The sequence below is a fragment of the Bacillus sp. FSL W8-0629 genome, from assembly GCF_038593225.1.
GTDB classification, from domain to species: Bacteria; Bacillota; Bacilli; order Bacillales; family Bacillaceae; genus Bacillus; species Bacillus altitudinis.
In genome coordinates, this window is record NZ_CP151975.1 from 3,129,408 (window position 1) to 3,146,090 (window position 16,683).

Genomic DNA, 16,683 nt, shown 5'->3' on the forward strand with positions numbered 1-16,683 from the left:
TCTCACCTCAAATCGTGCAAACAGCTGGCATGGATGGACGAGCTGCTAAAAGTTTCTTTGTATAATCATGCTTCGGGTGTTCAAAAAGCTCAAGAACTTCAGCCTTTTCAACGATTTTTCCTTGTTTCATCACCACGACCTCGTCTGCCATTTCCGCAATCACACTAAGATCGTGGGTAATGAGCAAAATCGCCGTTCCGTATTCATGACGAATTTGATTCAAGTGCTCAAGCACCAGCTTCTGATTGTGTACATCTAATGCGGTTGTCGGTTCATCTGCGATGATCAGAGGCGGATGCATACAGGCAGCCATAGCAATCATGACACGCTGGAGCATCCCCCCGCTTAATTCAAAAGGGTATTTACTCAATAATTGATCTGGATGGGGCAGGTTCATTTTCTCTAAGGCTTTAATTGCCTGGACCCGTGCCTGCCTTTTACTGACAGCTGTATGCCGGCGGATTGTTTCAATCAATTGATGTCCAATCGTCCATACAGGCGTAAAGCTATTCATTGGATTTTGCATGATATATGAGAGATCTTTGCCACGAATAGACCGCATATGCTGTTCACTCAAACCGATCAATTCTCGACCTTGTAGAGTGATACTGCCTGTCACTTCCGTTGTTTTTCGATCAAGCATGTTTAAGATCGACATACTTGTCACCGTTTTTCCGCATCCGCTCTCACCAATTAATCCAACAATTTGACCGCGCTTTACCTCAAAGGCTATTTCCTGAACGAGAGAAATGGTTCCTTGCGGCGTTTTCGTATGCACATGCAGGTTCTCTATGTTTAAAATAGACTCTTCCAACTGACTCATTCCTTTACACACGACGTTTGATGCCATATTTCTCTGAAAGGGCTTCTCCCAGTAAGTTGAATAGAATGACCACAGCCATAATCACAAGGCCCGGATAAAGCATCAGCTGAGGATTTGTTTGAATATAAGATTTTCCTTCATGGATCATCGCTCCCCATTCAGGCGTAGGCGGCTGAACCCCTAAGCCTAGAAAAGACATGGCGGAAATGTCCATAATCGCCCAGCCCATTTCAAGTGTGCCCACAACTGCGAGTGGCGGCAGTACATTCGGAATCATATGCTTTCTCATGATATTCCAATGGGAAGTACCGCTAATCTTCGCAGCTGCAATAAAGTTTTGTTCTTTTAAACTAAGCACCATCCCTCGAAAGACCCGAGCATAATACACCCACTGCACAAGCATCAAAGCCAGCACCACTTGAGAAAGCCCCGGTCCAAAAATACCGACTAATCCAAGGATCAGTACCAAATTCGGAAATGCCATGACCCCGTCGCACAATCTCATCAAGACGTGATCGATCCAGCCGCCTTTATATCCAGATATCAGCCCTACGATTAAACCGATAGATAGAGAGGAAACAAAGATTAACAACGCACAGCCTAGTGAAATACGAGCACCATATAGAATACGAGATAAATTGCATCTTCCCAATTGATCGGTGCCTAGAGGATACTCCCATGAAGATCCCTTTAGTTTCATTGCAAGATTAACAGCCGCCGGGTCATGCGGAGCGATCCATGGTGCACATACCGTCACAATGAGCAGGAGACCGAGCAGCACCACACAGATCGAGATCATCTTTTGATGATAGAAGAGGTGTTTTACTTTTGTCATCATGGCTGGCGGCCTTCCTTTCTAGAAATACGGGGGTCAATGAGCAGCTGAAGGAGATCAACCATCAAGCTGCTTAAGATAAAGATACACGCCGCCATCAACACATAAAACTGAATGACCGGCAGATCCCGGTTAAAGATCGCTTCAATAAAAAATCGTCCAAATCCAGGCCAAGAAAAAACAGCCTCTACAATAATGGTCCCTGTGAGCAGCTTGCCAAGATTCACGCCAAGTCCTGTCAGCATCGGTGATATCGCCATTCTGAAGACATGTTTGAACATAATCGATTGTTCCTTTAACCCTCTCATTCTCGCATATTGAACAAAAGGCTCGTGAAGCGTCTCACTCACACTCGCTCGTAATAATCTCGTATACATCGCAATTAACGGCACAGCCAGGGTAATGGATGGCAGTACAAGATGTTCCCATGTACCAACACCTTCAACAGGTAAAAGGTCGAGTTTCACTGAAAAAAAGAAGATGAGCAAATATCCCAAAACAAAGGTCGGGATAGATGCTCCTAGGAAGGAAATCATCCGGCTCACATGATCTACAACGCCATTTTTTCTCAACCCGCTGAAAAAGCCCAGTGGAATACTGACACAAATTGCGATCAGCAGACTAGTGAACGCCAATTGAATCGTCGCAGGTATTCGATAGATCACCTCATCAAGCACAGGCTGATTGGTCATATACGACCGCCCAAAATCAAGACGGACGACTTTTCCAATCGTATGAAGGTACTGCATGTAAAAAGGTTCATCTAAACCAAATTCACTTCGTTTTTGGGCTAATACCTCATCAGTAGGCTGAATATGAGCCGCTGCTAAATATGCCTCCGCTGGATCAACTGGTGACAGATGAATCATGCCAGTTGTGAACAGTGTGGCTAGTAGAAATACAGGAATGATGGATAACATTCGTTTGATGATATAGCGGCTCATTTGCTTACCTTCCTTCTGTTACTTCAGCTTGATGCCTGTGAAAGGATGTTCATCTCGATTCGCAGGGAAATCAAAGTCCTTCACATCTTTTTGATAAACAGCTGTCTTTTTAAAATAAGAGATTGGCACAATCGCCCCTTGATCTTGCAAGGATGATAAGACGGACGAATAAAGTGCTTTACGTTTGTTTTCATTAGTTGTTGATGGAATCTCTGTCATTTCTTTGATCAGCTTATCTTTATTCGGATACGCAGAGATCGCCTCTTTGAATCCAAAACCATCTGATGAGACAACGTTCATAAATGTATGCGGATCATACGGCGCTCCATAATTGCTAAAGAAGTTCATATCAAACTTGTTCGCTTTAAACCGCTGAACCTGCGTCGCCAGCTCGACACCTTCAAGTTTGACGCCAACCCCAATGGCTGCCCATTCTGCCTGCAGTGTTTCAGCCATTGTTTTTTGAATCGATTCTGCTGAGTCATACATCATACTAAACTCAAGCGTTTTTCCGTCTTTTTCGCGTATGGTTTTTCCTTTCGGAAGCGTCCAGCCTGCTTCATCCAGTAAAGCCTTCGCTTTGTCCACATCATATTGGAAAGATTTCACCCGGATGCCTGACGTATATGGCATGTTTGTCGGCAAGATGTGATCTGCTACATCCTCTAAGCCAGAGGTCACACCTTCCACCAATGATGTTTTATTGATCGCATACTGAAGGGCGTGACGCACTTTCTCATCTGACAGCTGATCGACTTTTGTGTTCATGACAAGCTGTCTAGTGGCTATGGGCTCTGACATCTTCGTTTCATACTTGCCGCTCGCCTCTAGTTGTTTAAAAGCATCAAGGCTAATCGTTCCTTCTCCATAAAGTAAATCTACATCGCCTTTTTCAAATGCCATCACTCTTGTTTCGGCATCTGGAATGACCTTCACTTTGATTTCTTTGACCTTTGGTTTCTCTCCCCAGTAGTGGTCATTTCGTTCAAAAATCGCATAATCATCTTTTTTGTACGTCTTTAATACCCAAGGACCTGTCCCCACTGGTTTTTCGATTCCTTTTGATGTATCTCCGTTTTTCGGAAAACCTGCTTCGCCTAGGAAACGAACGGGGCGCACAACAGCTAACTCTTGAACAGTTGGATAATAAGGCTCAGTTAATGTGAGTTTAAACGTTTGCTTGTCCACTGCTTCTGTCTTTTTGATTTTCTTTATGACACCTAACCAGCTATGTACTTCTTTGTTTTTTAAAATCGTATCAAAATTCTTTTTCACAATGTTCGCATTAAATTTAGATCCATCTGAGAACGTGACATTGTCTCTAAGATGGAACGTATACACCTTGCCATCCTTGGAAACATCCCATGATTTTGCTAATTCAGGTTTAAGCTTTCCATTTTTTTGATAGCTCACCAATGGTTCGTAAATCATGGATTGGGCAAACAATTGTGATGGATTGTATATGTGCGGATTCATTTCGCCAATATCTCTTGGCCATGCCATGGTGATCATATCGGGATGATCCTTGTCTCCACCTGCTCCATTATTTGCTTGAGAACAGCCTACTAGTAAGAAGATCAGTAGGATAGGTAATATTGTATTTATTTTAATTTTCAGAAATTTATTCCAAATAAACATAAGTTGCTCCCCCTAATTGATGCTGATAATCATTTTCATTTTAAGGAGGAAGGACTCTGTTGTCAATATCATATTTGATACGAAATGACAATATATATTCCTTATTATTCCACAAATTAAGGGATTTGTTAAAAAGAGAGGCAGGCTGCTGATGAACGAGCAGCCTATGTGGAGGATAATGCTTTCTTTTGCAGGGCGCTGTGCAATGTATCAATGACAAGCTCCTGTTCCGCGTCTGTCATGCTTGTACCAGATGGCAGGCAAAGACCTGTCTCAAATAACAACTCAGATGTAGGGACTTCATCGGCTGTTGTATAAAAAGGACAACCATGAAAGAGCGGCTGCTGATGCAGTGGCTTCCATACACGCCTTGCTTCGATCTGCTTTTGTTCTAAAGCATCTATCATCTCTACTGGAGACATCTGTACATGATGATCAATGGTGAATGTGGTCAGCCAGCGGTTTGATGTAGTTTCTTGATATTCTGGCATAAATTGAAGGCCTTCAATATCGGCTAAAGCATCTTGATAACGCTCGAAAATGCGGCGTTTTTGCTGAACACGCTCCTCTAACACTTCCATTTGTGCAATTCCTACACCTGCGAGCAGGTTGCTCATCCGATAGTTATATCCCTCCTCTTGATGTTCATAGTGTAGGGCATGTTCTCTTGCCTGTGACGCGAGAAATCGGCAGCGGTCGATGGCTGCTTCATCATCACTGACAAGCATTCCGCCTCCTGATGTTGTAATGATTTTATTTCCGTTAAAAGAGTACACACCGAACCTGCCCATTGAACCGCTTTTTCTTCCTTTATATATACTGCCTAACGATTCAGCCGCATCTTCAATGATTGGCACATCATATGCCTCACACACCGCTATGATTTCATCCATTTTCGCACTTTGTCCGTATAAATGAACGACAATAACCGCACGAGGTCTTTTCCCAAGTCGTTTTGTTTCAGCGAAGGCTTTCTCTAACGCCAGCGGACACATATTCCATGTCTCTTTTTCTGAATCAATAAAAACAGGCGTCGCTTGTTCATATAAAATAGGATTTGCACTGGCAACAAATGTGAGAGTGGAACAAAAGACCATATCTCCCTTTTGAACGCCAATGAGTTTTAAGGCAAGGTGAATGGCTGCTGTACCTGAAGACAATGCCGCTCCACTCTTCACGCCTGCATAATCCGCGACCACTTGCTCAAATTCATTTACAAGCGGTCCTAATGGTGCAATCCAATTGCTCTTAAATGCCTCCTCTATTTTCTTCTGTTCTTTTCCACTCATATGAGGAGGAGATAAGTAGATTCGTTTCCTGTCTCTCATGATTTCCCACCTTCTCTTCGATCTTTGATCTCAATTGCAGGAGCGCCTACGGCGACTTTCTGATCATGTATATCTCGGGTCACTGCCGCTCCTGCGCCGATCACTGCCCAGCTTCCAATGGTTCTGCCAGGTATGACAGCAGCCCCAGCTCCAATATGAGCACCCTCTCGCACAGAGACACAGCCGGTGAGCACGGCTCCCGGAGAAAGGTGCGTAAAGGATTCGAGAAAGCAGTCATGCTCCACGATAGAACCGGTGTTGATAATGGCATGCTCACCAATTACTGCATCTGCTTGCACAACAGCCCTTGCCATCACAACCGTTCCTCGGCCAACCTTCGTTGACGAGCTCACAACTGCCTCTGGATGAATCAGTGTGGCAAATGCACTCTCTTCAAATGCGAGACGTTCTTTGATCCTCTGTCTGATTTCGTTTTGCCCAATGGCAATCAGCCATTGCATATCAGGTATTTCATCTCTTACCTTTTGACTCATAGAAACCGGACCATACAGAATGCCGGTTCGAGTGTCAGCCTCCTCAAATCGATCGTCTAATACAGCACACAATGAGTAATCAGGATGCAAAAAAATCAACTCCTGAATGACCTTACTGTGTCCACCAGCCCCTATTAAGCCAATGGGCTGCTCTTTACGTATCGGTTCCTTTGAATTTTTCAGCTGTTGCATGATTTGGCTGCTGCACCCCTTCTGTTTTGATGACTTTCAGCAAGGTCATCCATAAGATTTTCATATCGAGCCAAAACGATTGATGCTCTACATACCAGAGGTCATAGGTGAATTTCTCCTCCCAAGAGAGAGTATTCCTCCCATTTACCTGGGCCCATCCAGTGATACCAGGCTTCACAAGATGACGCTTCGCTTGCTCCTCTGTGTACATTTGTAAATACTCCATTAAAAGCGGTCTTGGTCCAACGAGACTGATTTCCCCTTTGAGTACATTGACAAGCTGCGGCAATTCATCAAGACTGAGCTTACGAATAAAGGCGCCGGTTTTTGTTAATCGAAGATGGTCTGGAAGCAGTACGCCATGTTCATCGCGTTCCTCGGTCATCGTCCGAAATTTATAAAGCATAAACGGCTGTCCGTATAGACCAGGCCGTTCTTGTCGAAACACCACAGGCGCTCCGATTTTCCACCGAATGAGTCCATAGATGAGAAGGAAAAGGGGGCTGCCTGCGATGAGCAGGGTCAAAGCCACGACCACATCTATTATTCTTTTCATCATTGCTTCTCCTTTCCACACTAGCGAGAGACAGAGCGTTCAATAGCAGCTTGTTTCACCTTACGCATGAGCTGTATCCGCTCTTGTTTTGTTCCTGCAAATTGATACAAATAGCCTAAGTAGAGAACGAAACATATTCCGCCAATACAAAATAGCTCCCACCATCTCGTCACATCATACACAGCCTGAATGCCGGCACAGATCCCCCATATGAACAGAGCCCCAAACAGCGGAACGACTGTATGTTTGTAAAAGATGGTACTTTTCTGTTTCGTGATCTTGGCTGTATACAATGGGAGAAAAACGATATTTTTCATCAATAAAACAACGGCCCCTGCTGATGCAATGCCATATAACCCAAGCTGAAGTAGGTGAGTCAGTCCATAGGCTAACAGGACATTGGAACCGCCTAATATGAGTGTCACAACCGCCGGCACTTTAAATCGGTTAAAGGCAGTCGGTACATAGGTCAGCGGTAAAAACATCAACGTGAAACACAAATAAGCCGCATGAATCATCAGCAGCCATTTCAGTTCCTCAAAGGCTGGTCCAAGCCATAACAGCATGAGCGGACCGGCAAGACCTCCTAACAGAGCCGCGGGGAATGCCACAAATAAACCGCTCCATTTCATGGCATTGGCGGCGTATTGAATGAGCCCCTGCTCGTCTTGATTTGAATATAATTTTGTGATCGTTGGCGCAAACACAACCGCAAGTGTCCCTGCAAGGGTGCGCAATAATAATGGAAATTGTAAAATGGCGGCATACTGTCCAGTCGCTTCTGCCCCAATCAGTAAGTTGGTCATCAATAAATCGATTTGTAAAAACAACAAAATGCCCATTTGCTCAAATGAATGCCACACCCCTGATCGAACCAGCGTGAGACTTGAAGATAAAGAAACGTACCGCCACTTAAACGAAAACCAAGGAATGAGTTTCTTAAAATAATAGAGACCCATTCCCAAAGCGGCGAAACTCCCCATAACGGCTGCAAGCGGAATATGCCAAATGGCTGGTGTCGTCACAGTAAATAACAGTACAATCACAAGCGCCCTGCCAAACATCTGAATGGCCTGTCCAACACTCGACACATATAATTTGTTCGCATAAAACGGTGCCGCCCCAATACCAGACATGACGAAATTGAGCATAAATAAAAGACCCCCTAACACAAAGGCGATCTGTGTATCTTTTGCAAGATGAGCAGGCACATGGAGCCAGTCAACCAGCTGCTGAGACATGAATAGACAAAGTAAAAAAAGACAGATGGATAAAAAAAGAGAACTGACAAAATAGGAAGCGAGATAGCGCTGCGCTTGTTCCATCTCACCTTTATGAGCCGCAACAGAAAAAAAACGCACCACCACAGCACTTAATGAAGCCGTAATGACCGATAAATAATTGATCATATTTTGCGTCAGATGAATCAGACCAAACGCTTCCACTCCAAGTGTATGAACAATGTAAGGCGTTAAACAAACAGACATCAGCATCATCAAGAAAAACGTCATCACATTTGCACTGACATTGTAAAGAAACGCACGGTTCATGGTGATTTCACGCAGTGTTTAAGGGCCTTCATCCAACTTCCTCTCCCTTTTGTCCGCTTGTTTTCATATGCTGATGAATGGCCTTTTTCACCGCTTCCTCCGTTGGTTCCTTCAAAAGGGTCATAAACGGCAAGTGCGCTACCCATTCATATCCTTCCATGACTTTATGATCAAACGACCTGATGACAACACACGGTGTATGTGTGATCGCACAAAAGATCATGCCATGCAGTCGATCCGTCACGACGACTTGTGCCTGTCTCAACTGCGTCCATAGCGTGGATAATTCCTCTAAACGAGTCGTTCGATTCACTCGCTTACCAATGGTCGTTGTGATAAAACCAACTTGATCATACGTTTCTTTGATATGCTCCTGCAGTTGTTCTCGTTTCTCTTTCGTGAGATACGCCTCCTTATCCTCACGCAGACAAAACAGCACTCCTTTACGGGTTTGACTCTTTGATGTTTCGTCTAATGTCAGGACCATATCAGGCTGTTTCCACACCTCTTTATTAGGAAAATGCTGCTTCATCCATTGATAGGTGGTTTGATCTCTTGCCATCAAGAGAAGCCTCGGGTGTTGCTGATATGCTTGAATAGCGCGGCGTTCTTCTCTTCTCCCTCTCTTTGTTTCTGTAAAATGAGCAGTAGCGGGTAGCTGAATAACAGGATAGGACTTAAAGGCGTTCATGATAAATTGTCTTGTCCATTCTTCATATCGATATAAATCGCCCATGTTGCCCCCGCCGATAATACAGACAATGTCCTCTGGGTGCCGCGCGTGCTTCAGCGGACGTGCTAGACGATACATCTCCTGCATGTCTACTTCTATGATTTGATAGTCTGGAAAGTGCTTTTGTAGAAAACAGCAGCTGGCATAGGCAATCGCGTGATCACCTAAGTTGTCATGTGCCGGTAGCAGCGTGAGAATGATTTTTTTCTGATGACGCAGCTCTGGCAGTCTTTGGCGGCTCAACCTATATTGAAGTGGATACTTGACCTTTAAGAGCAGCCACTCTGCGGCATGTGCTTTTAATTGCTGCAATGTCACACTCATCACCCCGATTTTCTCGTTTGATATTCAATCCATTTTTGATAGCTTGAAGCTGCGGCAGAGAGCGGATACACCCACTGCATCCTAGCAAGGAATAAGATCATTCGCTTTCGCACAGTCAGCTTCGATGATTCCACTTGTTTCACAGCCTTCTGAAAAGCTTCATGTGTCACCATTTCACGCATATGACCAAGCTTTTTTTGAAAGGAAAGGGAATTTTGGCTCTTCCATTCATTGAGCATACAATGCAGCGTATGATTCACGATAAAAAAATAAAAAGCCTTCTCATATGGTGTCAGCTCATCATGCTCTTTTAAAAACAAACGCTGCGCGTCATAAAACGCCAGTCCATGCTGAAAATACTGCTTTTGATATCGCTGGACAATGGATGACAAATGAACCCGGTAATAATAAAGCGGCTCATGAACAAAGGCAATGACACGTGATAAAGAAAAACAGCGCAGCGTGACATATTGATCTTCAATATTCTCAAGCTCACCTCTCAACGGAAAACGGATATGATGCTTTTCGATAAACGCCCGCCGATAGAGCTTATTCCATGAGAATCCCGTGATCTCACCATGTAATAACGATTCTATTAAACTTGTCTTATCGGCTTCCTGTTGAGCTAACAGCGTCGTCGGTATGATCCGTTTTGACTGTTCAAATTGAATCCAATATTCACTGACAACAAGATCAGCACCGGTGTTTTCGGCTTTTTGATATAAAGCCTCACAGTATTGAGGAGCGAGAACATCGTCTGAATCAACAAAGGCAAGATACGTTCCTGTTGCTTCTTCTATGCCCCTGTTCCTCACCGCTCCCAGCCCTTGATTGGTTTGGTGAATCACCCGAAATCGCTCATCACGCGCAGCAAACGCTTCAAGGATGTCTCCACTGTGATCGGTAGATCCATCGTTAATGAGGATGACCTCTATATCTGAAAAGCTTTGGTCTGCAATCGATTGAAGACACTGCTCCACATATTGACTAGTGTTATAGACTGCGACCAATAGACTGATAGCTGGCATGACAGCAAGCTCCACCTTTCTTCAAATCTACTTTGTAAAAATCGTTCGGTATGGTAAAACAGAAGAATCAAACGGCATCAGCATGATGCTGTACAAAATATAGCAAACCGCAATTCCGATATACATAAAGAAATTGGTTCGCTGATCAAAAATCCGTGTGAAATAAGGCAGTAAAATGAGCTGATACAGACCAAAGTAAATATGAAATCTTGCATAAATGACATCCTTCGTTGCAAGGATGCCAAACAAAAATCCAAGCAAGCAAAAATTCACAATATAATCACTCTCTGGCGTCAGCTCACGAAGTCGTTTTCGACAAAAGAACGCAAGCAATAACGGCAAAATCAAGACACCAATTTTCGTCACATTCATTCCATTCGTATTCGTTGTCAGCCACTCCTCGTAATGACCATAAGAACTCCCTTGCAGCATCACCACAAACACGGAGACAAAGCGGTCATACAGAGCGGTTAAGCCTAGAAAAATCATACATAACACAAGCATCATCCAAGACCATGCCTTTGTTCTGACGATGAAATAGACTGGAATCATAATGAGTGCCGAGGAATGAAATAGCGCGCATACAAGCACGAGCGGAAAATACCATTTCCACTGACCTTTGATGACAAACTGGATGGCATAAAAAAGAATCGCTGCCACCATATACTGCCGCATGCCATTAAACGAAGCGTAATAATGAAATGTACCGAGAAATAGCAGCATACTAAGCTCAAATGGCCGTCCATATCGCACAAGTGTTTTGATAATAAAAAAATAGGTGATGATCCCAACTGTGATATACATGATTTGCGGCTCATGTGATAGTTGATTGAGCATCCATAAGATCAATGTAAAGCCCGGATCAGTGGCGGCCTTGTCTACACCGAATCCGAAAATATGCCAAGGCTTGTCATAGTTGACGGAGAACTCATACATTTGTCCATAGGTTACAAAATCAGTTCCTACTTTGTAGCGTATGCCCGCCACAATACAAAGAAATAAAAATGGAAAAAACACCAGAAGCTTGTTCGGCCGCCAGCCGCTTTGTATGGTATCATCACGTCTGCCATAAAATGCAGCAAAGCTCGACCATAAATAGACCATGATCATGTTCACCAAATAAACCGCCATCTGCCAATCCTTCCTTACAATCCATACACATTCATCACACGGGTGATGTTCTGTTTTACATCAAATCCTCTAAGGCCAAGCTGAGAAATAATCGTCTCCTGAAGAGGAGGGTCTGCATGGTAGGCTTCTAGTATGGCTTTCATCCACTCATGTGCTGAATCTTGCAAGGATTTCCGTTTCACAAGCCCACAACCTAAATCGACTTCCTTTGTGATATGATCTGAAATCACACATGGGAGTCCAGATGCCTGCGCTTCCACTAATACGAGAGGAAGACCTTCAAACAAAGACGGCATCACAAACACATCAAATGCTTTCATATACTGCGGAACCTCTGAGACAACGCCCGTAAACACAATGTCTTCCATTAATCCTGCTTTCACTGCATACGATTCAACCACTGGCCGGAGCGGCCCATCTCCTATGAGAACTAGCTGAAAGGAGACCCCTTGTTTTTTCAGTGTCTGCGCTAATTCGATGAAAAAAACATGGTTTTTCTGCTCATGAAATCGGCCAATATGTCCAATGATCAGTTTTCTCTCGTAAAGATGGAGGTCTTTTTTCATCTTCACCTTCGCTTCTGGCTCCAACTGAAAAAAAAGGTCCAAATCAATCCCATTTGGTAAAATGTTCACTCGTCCATCGTGCATTCTTTTTTGTCCAAATAAAAAGACACCGGCATCTTCACCGCATGCAACGAGCTGCGTAGAAAAGGCAAAGATCAGCTGACGAAATCCTTTGAGCATCAAATGATCAACCCGGCTAGGAGTCTGTTTCCAAGCCGTATTATGTGAATGGCAAATGCGTATCTTCACACCTGCCAGTTTCGCAGCAAGGGCAGAAAAGCCCGTTTGAAAATCTGTATGTGCATGCACCGCCTGATAAGGTCCCGTTTGCTTAATCGTCTTCGTCAACGTTTTGACAAACGTCCATGGAGAGGACGCTCCAATACTCGGGACATAAAAAATCCGCCCGCCAAGCTGACGAATTTCCTCATCGTAATCACAGACATCCTCCCGGTGGGTAATGAAATCAAATTGAAGAACATTCCGGTCGATTGCACGATAGATATTCATGATCATCGTTTCTGCACCGCCTCTGTTCATTCCGCCCACAACATGAAGTACACGCTTTGGCTCACTCATCCCGAATCGTCCTCCTTTTCACCATAGATCCTCCAAGTTTCCGCTGATGATAAAACCTCATGATCTTTGGTGACATACAGGCACGGATGACAGGCTTAAGCGCAAAGAGATAATCAAACGGCGACAATTTTAATTGCTTGCATGCTTTTAACACAAGCCAGGCATTGTCCATTGAATATCGGAATTTCCGGCGCTGAAAGGCCGCTTCATCCTCCCTTACAAGGTATAAGGGCTCTTGCAGATTAAAGCCTTTTCTCCCCGTAGCAAAAAAACGAATCCAAAGATCGATATCTTCCATCCGTCTGGTTGTTTTTACAGAACGATAGCCATTTAAAGCCTTGTAGGCAGACGCTCTCATCATAATCGTCCCATGACAAAAAGGCGTTCCTCTTGCTAGCACCCTTCGATCAGGCTCTGAGACAAGTGCTCGAACGCCCTTCGTCCCTGACTCATCAAACACCGTCATCGCCGTCCCAACCACATCATATTCTGGATGTGCTTCGAGGAAATGAACCTGTTTTTCTAATCGTGTAGACACTGATATATCGTCGCCATCCTGTCTTGCAATCAGTTCTCCATTCGCTTCAGTGAGACAACGATTTAAACTGGCGGCAAGTCTTTGATTGTGTTCGTTTTGAATGAGGCGAATTCTATCTGGATCACGCATGGTATAGTGCAGCACTTTTTCATAGGTGCCATCTGTTGATGCATCATCACATATGATGAGCTCCCAGTTTTCATAGGTTTGACGAAGAATCGATTCAATGCTTTCTTCTACTGTCTCTTGGCAATTGTAAACACCCATGATAATCGATACTTTCGGCTGACGCATGCTCACATCACCTTCTCTTTTTGGTCCATATACGTTGTGTAAATTTCCTCCATTGCACTTACCGTCTGCTCCTGTGCAAATGCGTGAGCCATAGAACGTCCCGCTTTCCCCATTAGGTGAAGCTGGTCCTTTTTATGGTAGAGCTGTTGTAAATAAACGGCTAAACCATTCACATCATTCGGTTTGATTAAAAAGCCGTTCACTCCATGTTTGACAAGCTCACAATGTCCTCTATTTTCTGTTGCAATCACCGGCTTTTCAGCAGACATCGCTTCAAGAAGATTCATCCCAAGTCCTTCTCTCAAGCTGGTTGATACACATACATCGCTCATATGCATCCAATCTTCGATGTGTTTGCAAAATCCCGCAAACTGTACATGTTCCTCAAGATTCAGCTGACAGACCAGCTTTTCATAGGACGACCGACTTGTCCCTTCTCCAGCAAATACAATTTTCACATGTGGTATATTCCGATACACCTGCGCGCAAGCTTTGATGAGCATTCCTTGATTTTTATTGTCATTTAATTCACCAGCACACAGCACGATAAAATCTTGCGTGGTAAAACCATATGCTTTACGAAGGCGGTCTTTTTCTTTGTCATCAACTGGTGCAAATCGCTTCATATCGACACCCATACCGGGAACATAATGCACAGCCGCCTTCTCTTTTGACAGACGATCGGCTCTTTCATAGTCTTCTCCATTAATGGTGATGAGTGCATCCGTATATTGAACGAGCCATCTCTCAACTGGATAATAAAGCAGCCAATTTTGAAGCGGTGCCCCCTTCCAAAAGTGAAACCCATGCGCTGTGTAAAGAACTTTCGTCCCTTTTTTGCGCGTCCCTTTGGCCGCTAGCCTGCCAATGACACTCCCCATCGGTGTGTGACAATGGATGAACTGATAATGTTCTTTTTCTAACAGCTTTTTTAGCTCCACATAAGCAAGCCGGTTGTGCAAATGAAAAGGGGAACGCTGAATCGGAATGGAATGCGCTTGATCCACATACGGTAGCTCCAGCTGGCCATTTGCCGCTGTATGCACTTCCCATCCTTGTTCCTGAAACCATCTGAAATACGGGAGATGGAACGCCTTAAAATGATAATCAACCGTTGCGCAAAACAAGACTTTTTTCTTCATTAGCAAGTGGCTCCTCCTCTCGTTGCATCGGTTCAGGCAATACATCATGCGACTCAATGGCGGCAAACAAGGCCTGTCTTAATTGATCGTCACTCATCATATTAAATTCGTGAATAAAGCGGTTCAGCACATACGGATCTCCATCCAAGGCATGCCCAATATGGATTTTCGGGAAAATTTGCTCCTGTGCTTTTTCATGCTGGTTGAGTAGCTCCTCGTACATTTTCTCTCCGGGACGAATCCCCGTAAATGTGATTGGAATCTGGTCTGTGGTGTAGCCTGAGAGGTGAATGAGGTTTTCTGCGAGGTCGACAATTTTGACTGGCTCCCCCATGTCTAAAACAAAAATCTGCCTTCCTTCTGCTAGTGCACCAGCTTGAATAACAAGCCTTGATGCTTCTGGTATCGTCATAAAATATCTTGTCATGGCTGGGTGCGTGACAGTCACTGGCCCGCCTTTTTCAATTTGTTTTTTAAAGATCGGAATGACGCTCCCCCTGCTTCCGAGTACATTCCCAAACCGGACGGCGACAAATTTCGTTTCACTGCTTGCCCCCATTTGCATAATCACCATTTCAGCAAACCGCTTTGTCGCTCCCATCACATTGGCAGGGTTGACCGCTTTGTCAGATGAGATGAGGACAAATGTTTCAACTCCGTGCTCATGTGCAGCTTCTGCCACATTTTTTGTTCCGATAATATTGTTTTTCACCGCTTCTTTCGGGCTGATTTCCATGAGCGGGACATGTTTATGCGCGGCGGCATGATAAATCATATCCGGCTGAAAATGACCAACGATTTCACTCATTTTTTGTTTATCTTGAATATCCGCAATTTGTGGATATAGGCTAATGCTGTCTCCATACAATTCTTTCAGCTCTAGTAAAATAGAATGAATGCTAAATTCTCCATGTCCCACAAGCACAATCGCCCGAGGGGAAAATACACAAATTTGACGACAGATTTCTGACCCGATAGACCCGCCAGCTCCTGTCACCATAATCGTTTTTCCTTTTAGGTGAACGGATAGACGGCTTGTATCTAATTGAATCGGCTCTCTTCCAAGCAAATCCTCTGGCTGTACATCCCGCAATTGATTCAGCGCATGGGTTCCTTTTAAAATCTGTTCCATTTCCGGCATAATCTGTGTTTTGATTCCAGTCGCTACACATTCCTTATATAGTCCTTTTAATGTGTGACTGCTTTTGGATGGAATAGCGATAATGATTTTTTGAATATCCATCATCGCAACAGCCGTTTGAATATGTTCTTTTCCCCCAAGAACAGGCAGCCCCATAATTTCAAGCTTATGCTTTGTTTTGTCATCATCAATGAAAGCGACCGGCTCAATATGTACATCACTCGACTGCTGAAGCTGACGAACGATAATGGTCCCGGCTGACCCAGCGCCAATGATTAGTGCCCGCTCCTTTTCAACTTGAAACCGCTTGGCACCATCATGAAACAGCCTGGATGCCATACGTGATGCACCGATGAATAACACATGGAAAAGCCAGACAATAAATAAAAAGCGAAATGGCCATGTCTGCACAAAAATGTACAGCATCGTCATGGAAAATAAAAATGAACACGCAAAGGTCTTCATTAAAGAAAATAGCTCTCTAACCCCTGTATAGGCCCATACTTGCTTGTACACGTGAAAAACATACGAAAACAAATGGTGCCCGATCAGCAGACTGAGCGAAGAAATGACGAGCATTTCAAATGTATATACGGTTAACGCCGCCTCTTGGACAAATTGAAAGCCAAAAAAGACGGCAACTAAGATGAGATATGAATCTAGTGCCACGATGATTGATAATCTTTGGGCGTAAGTCAACGCTCCTCCCCCTTTTTAAAACATCACTATTCTTACGTAAAATGGGCATCAAACCCGTCCTCACATCCCACTACCGATGACGAGCATCTAAGGCATATGTCATGCCCACAGCAGGATCGAGTGCCTCCGTTGTTAAAGATTAGGAGAC

At 44.1% G+C, this 16,683-nt stretch carries 15 protein-coding genes; all 15 read right to left on the reverse strand.

Annotated elements, in window-relative coordinates; translation table 11 throughout:
• Positions 1 to 7: 7 nt before the first annotated feature.
• The 15 genes from nikD to NSQ17_RS16385 all read right to left on the reverse strand — a co-directional run bounded on the left by nikD (position 8) and on the right by NSQ17_RS16385 (position 16,535).
• Positions 8 to 823 (reverse strand): nickel import ATP-binding protein NikD, encoded by an 816-nt coding sequence (gene nikD, locus NSQ17_RS16315; protein WP_181566810.1) that lies wholly within the window; start codon positions 821 to 823, stop codon positions 8 to 10.
• Positions 824 to 827: 4 nt separating this feature from the next.
• A complete protein-coding gene (nikC, locus tag NSQ17_RS16320; protein ID WP_025208000.1) occupies positions 828 to 1,661 on the reverse strand; it encodes a nickel ABC transporter permease subunit NikC in 834 nt (277 codons plus the stop codon).
• The gene (gene nikB, locus NSQ17_RS16325; protein WP_045034029.1) at positions 1,658 to 2,602 is read right to left on the reverse strand and encodes a nickel ABC transporter permease subunit NikB; all 945 of its coding nucleotides are present in this window, start codon (positions 2,600 to 2,602) and stop codon (positions 1,658 to 1,660) included. The genes nikC and nikB overlap by 4 nt, the downstream gene beginning before the upstream one ends.
• Before the next feature lie 18 nt (positions 2,603 to 2,620).
• On the reverse strand, positions 2,621 to 4,240 hold the full coding sequence (gene nikA / locus NSQ17_RS16330; RefSeq protein WP_144666089.1) for a nickel ABC transporter substrate-binding protein: 1,620 nt from the start codon (positions 4,238 to 4,240) through the stop codon (positions 2,621 to 2,623).
• A 164-nt stretch (positions 4,241 to 4,404) separates the two neighbouring features.
• Positions 4,405 to 5,568 carry a DegT/DnrJ/EryC1/StrS family aminotransferase gene (locus NSQ17_RS16335; RefSeq protein WP_160757988.1) on the reverse strand — a complete coding sequence of 388 codons (1,164 nt, stop codon included), beginning with the start codon at positions 5,566 to 5,568 and terminating at the stop codon, positions 4,405 to 4,407.
• A complete protein-coding gene (locus tag NSQ17_RS16340; RefSeq protein ID WP_047945668.1) occupies positions 5,565 to 6,254 on the reverse strand; it encodes an acetyltransferase in 690 nt (229 codons plus the stop codon). Before NSQ17_RS16340 ends, NSQ17_RS16335 begins: the two co-directional genes overlap by 4 nt.
• On the reverse strand, positions 6,217 to 6,810 hold the full coding sequence (locus NSQ17_RS16345) for a sugar transferase (protein ID WP_017359198.1): 594 nt from the start codon (positions 6,808 to 6,810) through the stop codon (positions 6,217 to 6,219). The genes NSQ17_RS16340 and NSQ17_RS16345 overlap by 38 nt, the downstream gene beginning before the upstream one ends.
• Before the next feature lie 20 nt (positions 6,811 to 6,830).
• Complete coding sequence (locus tag NSQ17_RS16350) at positions 6,831 to 8,360, reverse strand: MATE family efflux transporter (RefSeq protein WP_041507797.1); 1,530 nt, start codon at positions 8,358 to 8,360, stop codon at positions 6,831 to 6,833.
• A 28-nt stretch (positions 8,361 to 8,388) separates the two neighbouring features.
• Positions 8,389 to 9,417, reverse strand: a complete 1,029-nt coding sequence (locus tag NSQ17_RS16355; protein ID WP_160757987.1) for a polysaccharide pyruvyl transferase family protein — start codon at positions 9,415 to 9,417, stop codon at positions 8,389 to 8,391.
• The gene (locus tag NSQ17_RS16360; RefSeq protein WP_096881878.1) at positions 9,417 to 10,445 is read right to left on the reverse strand and encodes a glycosyltransferase; all 1,029 of its coding nucleotides are present in this window, start codon (positions 10,443 to 10,445) and stop codon (positions 9,417 to 9,419) included. Before NSQ17_RS16360 ends, NSQ17_RS16355 begins: the two co-directional genes overlap by 1 nt.
• Positions 10,446 to 10,472: 27 nt before the next feature.
• A complete protein-coding gene (locus NSQ17_RS16365) occupies positions 10,473 to 11,576 on the reverse strand; it encodes an EpsG family protein (protein ID WP_024719852.1) in 1,104 nt (367 codons plus the stop codon).
• A gap of 14 nt (positions 11,577 to 11,590) precedes the next feature.
• The gene (locus tag NSQ17_RS16370) at positions 11,591 to 12,721 is read right to left on the reverse strand and encodes a glycosyltransferase family 1 protein (protein ID WP_217967813.1); all 1,131 of its coding nucleotides are present in this window, start codon (positions 12,719 to 12,721) and stop codon (positions 11,591 to 11,593) included.
• The gene (locus NSQ17_RS16375) at positions 12,714 to 13,553 is read right to left on the reverse strand and encodes a glycosyltransferase (RefSeq protein WP_144666106.1); all 840 of its coding nucleotides are present in this window, start codon (positions 13,551 to 13,553) and stop codon (positions 12,714 to 12,716) included. Before NSQ17_RS16375 ends, NSQ17_RS16370 begins: the two co-directional genes overlap by 8 nt.
• 2 nt (positions 13,554 to 13,555) lie before the next feature.
• Positions 13,556 to 14,695 carry a glycosyltransferase family 4 protein gene (locus NSQ17_RS16380; RefSeq protein ID WP_144666109.1) on the reverse strand — a complete coding sequence of 380 codons (1,140 nt, stop codon included), beginning with the start codon at positions 14,693 to 14,695 and terminating at the stop codon, positions 13,556 to 13,558.
• On the reverse strand, positions 14,661 to 16,535 hold the full coding sequence (locus NSQ17_RS16385; protein ID WP_061420221.1) for a nucleoside-diphosphate sugar epimerase/dehydratase: 1,875 nt from the start codon (positions 16,533 to 16,535) through the stop codon (positions 14,661 to 14,663). Before NSQ17_RS16385 ends, NSQ17_RS16380 begins: the two co-directional genes overlap by 35 nt.
• Positions 16,536 to 16,683 lie beyond the last annotated feature (148 nt).

Bases quoted from the DNA above. Each gene is read 5' to 3' on its own strand.
- nikD (WP_181566810.1), bottom strand. From the start codon at position 823: ATGAGTCAGTTGGAAGAGTCTATTTTAAACATAGAGAACCTGCATGTG.
- nikC (WP_025208000.1), bottom strand. From the start codon at position 1,661: ATGATGACAAAAGTAAAACACCTCTTCTATCATCAAAAGATGATCTCG.
- nikB (WP_045034029.1), bottom strand. From the start codon at position 2,602: ATGAGCCGCTATATCATCAAACGAATGTTATCCATCATTCCTGTATTT.
- nikA (WP_144666089.1), bottom strand. From the start codon at position 4,240: ATGTTTATTTGGAATAAATTTCTGAAAATTAAAATAAATACAATATTA.
- NSQ17_RS16335 (WP_160757988.1), bottom strand. From the start codon at position 5,568: ATGAGAGACAGGAAACGAATCTACTTATCTCCTCCTCATATGAGTGGA.
- NSQ17_RS16340 (WP_047945668.1), bottom strand. From the start codon at position 6,254: ATGCAACAGCTGAAAAATTCAAAGGAACCGATACGTAAAGAGCAGCCC.
- NSQ17_RS16345 (WP_017359198.1), bottom strand. From the start codon at position 6,810: ATGAAAAGAATAATAGATGTGGTCGTGGCTTTGACCCTGCTCATCGCA.
- NSQ17_RS16350 (WP_041507797.1), bottom strand. From the start codon at position 8,360: ATGAACCGTGCGTTTCTTTACAATGTCAGTGCAAATGTGATGACGTTT.
- NSQ17_RS16355 (WP_160757987.1), bottom strand. From the start codon at position 9,417: ATGAGTGTGACATTGCAGCAATTAAAAGCACATGCCGCAGAGTGGCTG.
- NSQ17_RS16360 (WP_096881878.1), bottom strand. From the start codon at position 10,445: ATGCCAGCTATCAGTCTATTGGTCGCAGTCTATAACACTAGTCAATAT.
- NSQ17_RS16365 (WP_024719852.1), bottom strand. From the start codon at position 11,576: ATGGCGGTTTATTTGGTGAACATGATCATGGTCTATTTATGGTCGAGC.
- NSQ17_RS16370 (WP_217967813.1), bottom strand. From the start codon at position 12,721: ATGAGTGAGCCAAAGCGTGTACTTCATGTTGTGGGCGGAATGAACAGA.
- NSQ17_RS16375 (WP_144666106.1), bottom strand. From the start codon at position 13,553: ATGCGTCAGCCGAAAGTATCGATTATCATGGGTGTTTACAATTGCCAA.
- NSQ17_RS16380 (WP_144666109.1), bottom strand. From the start codon at position 14,695: ATGAAGAAAAAAGTCTTGTTTTGCGCAACGGTTGATTATCATTTTAAG.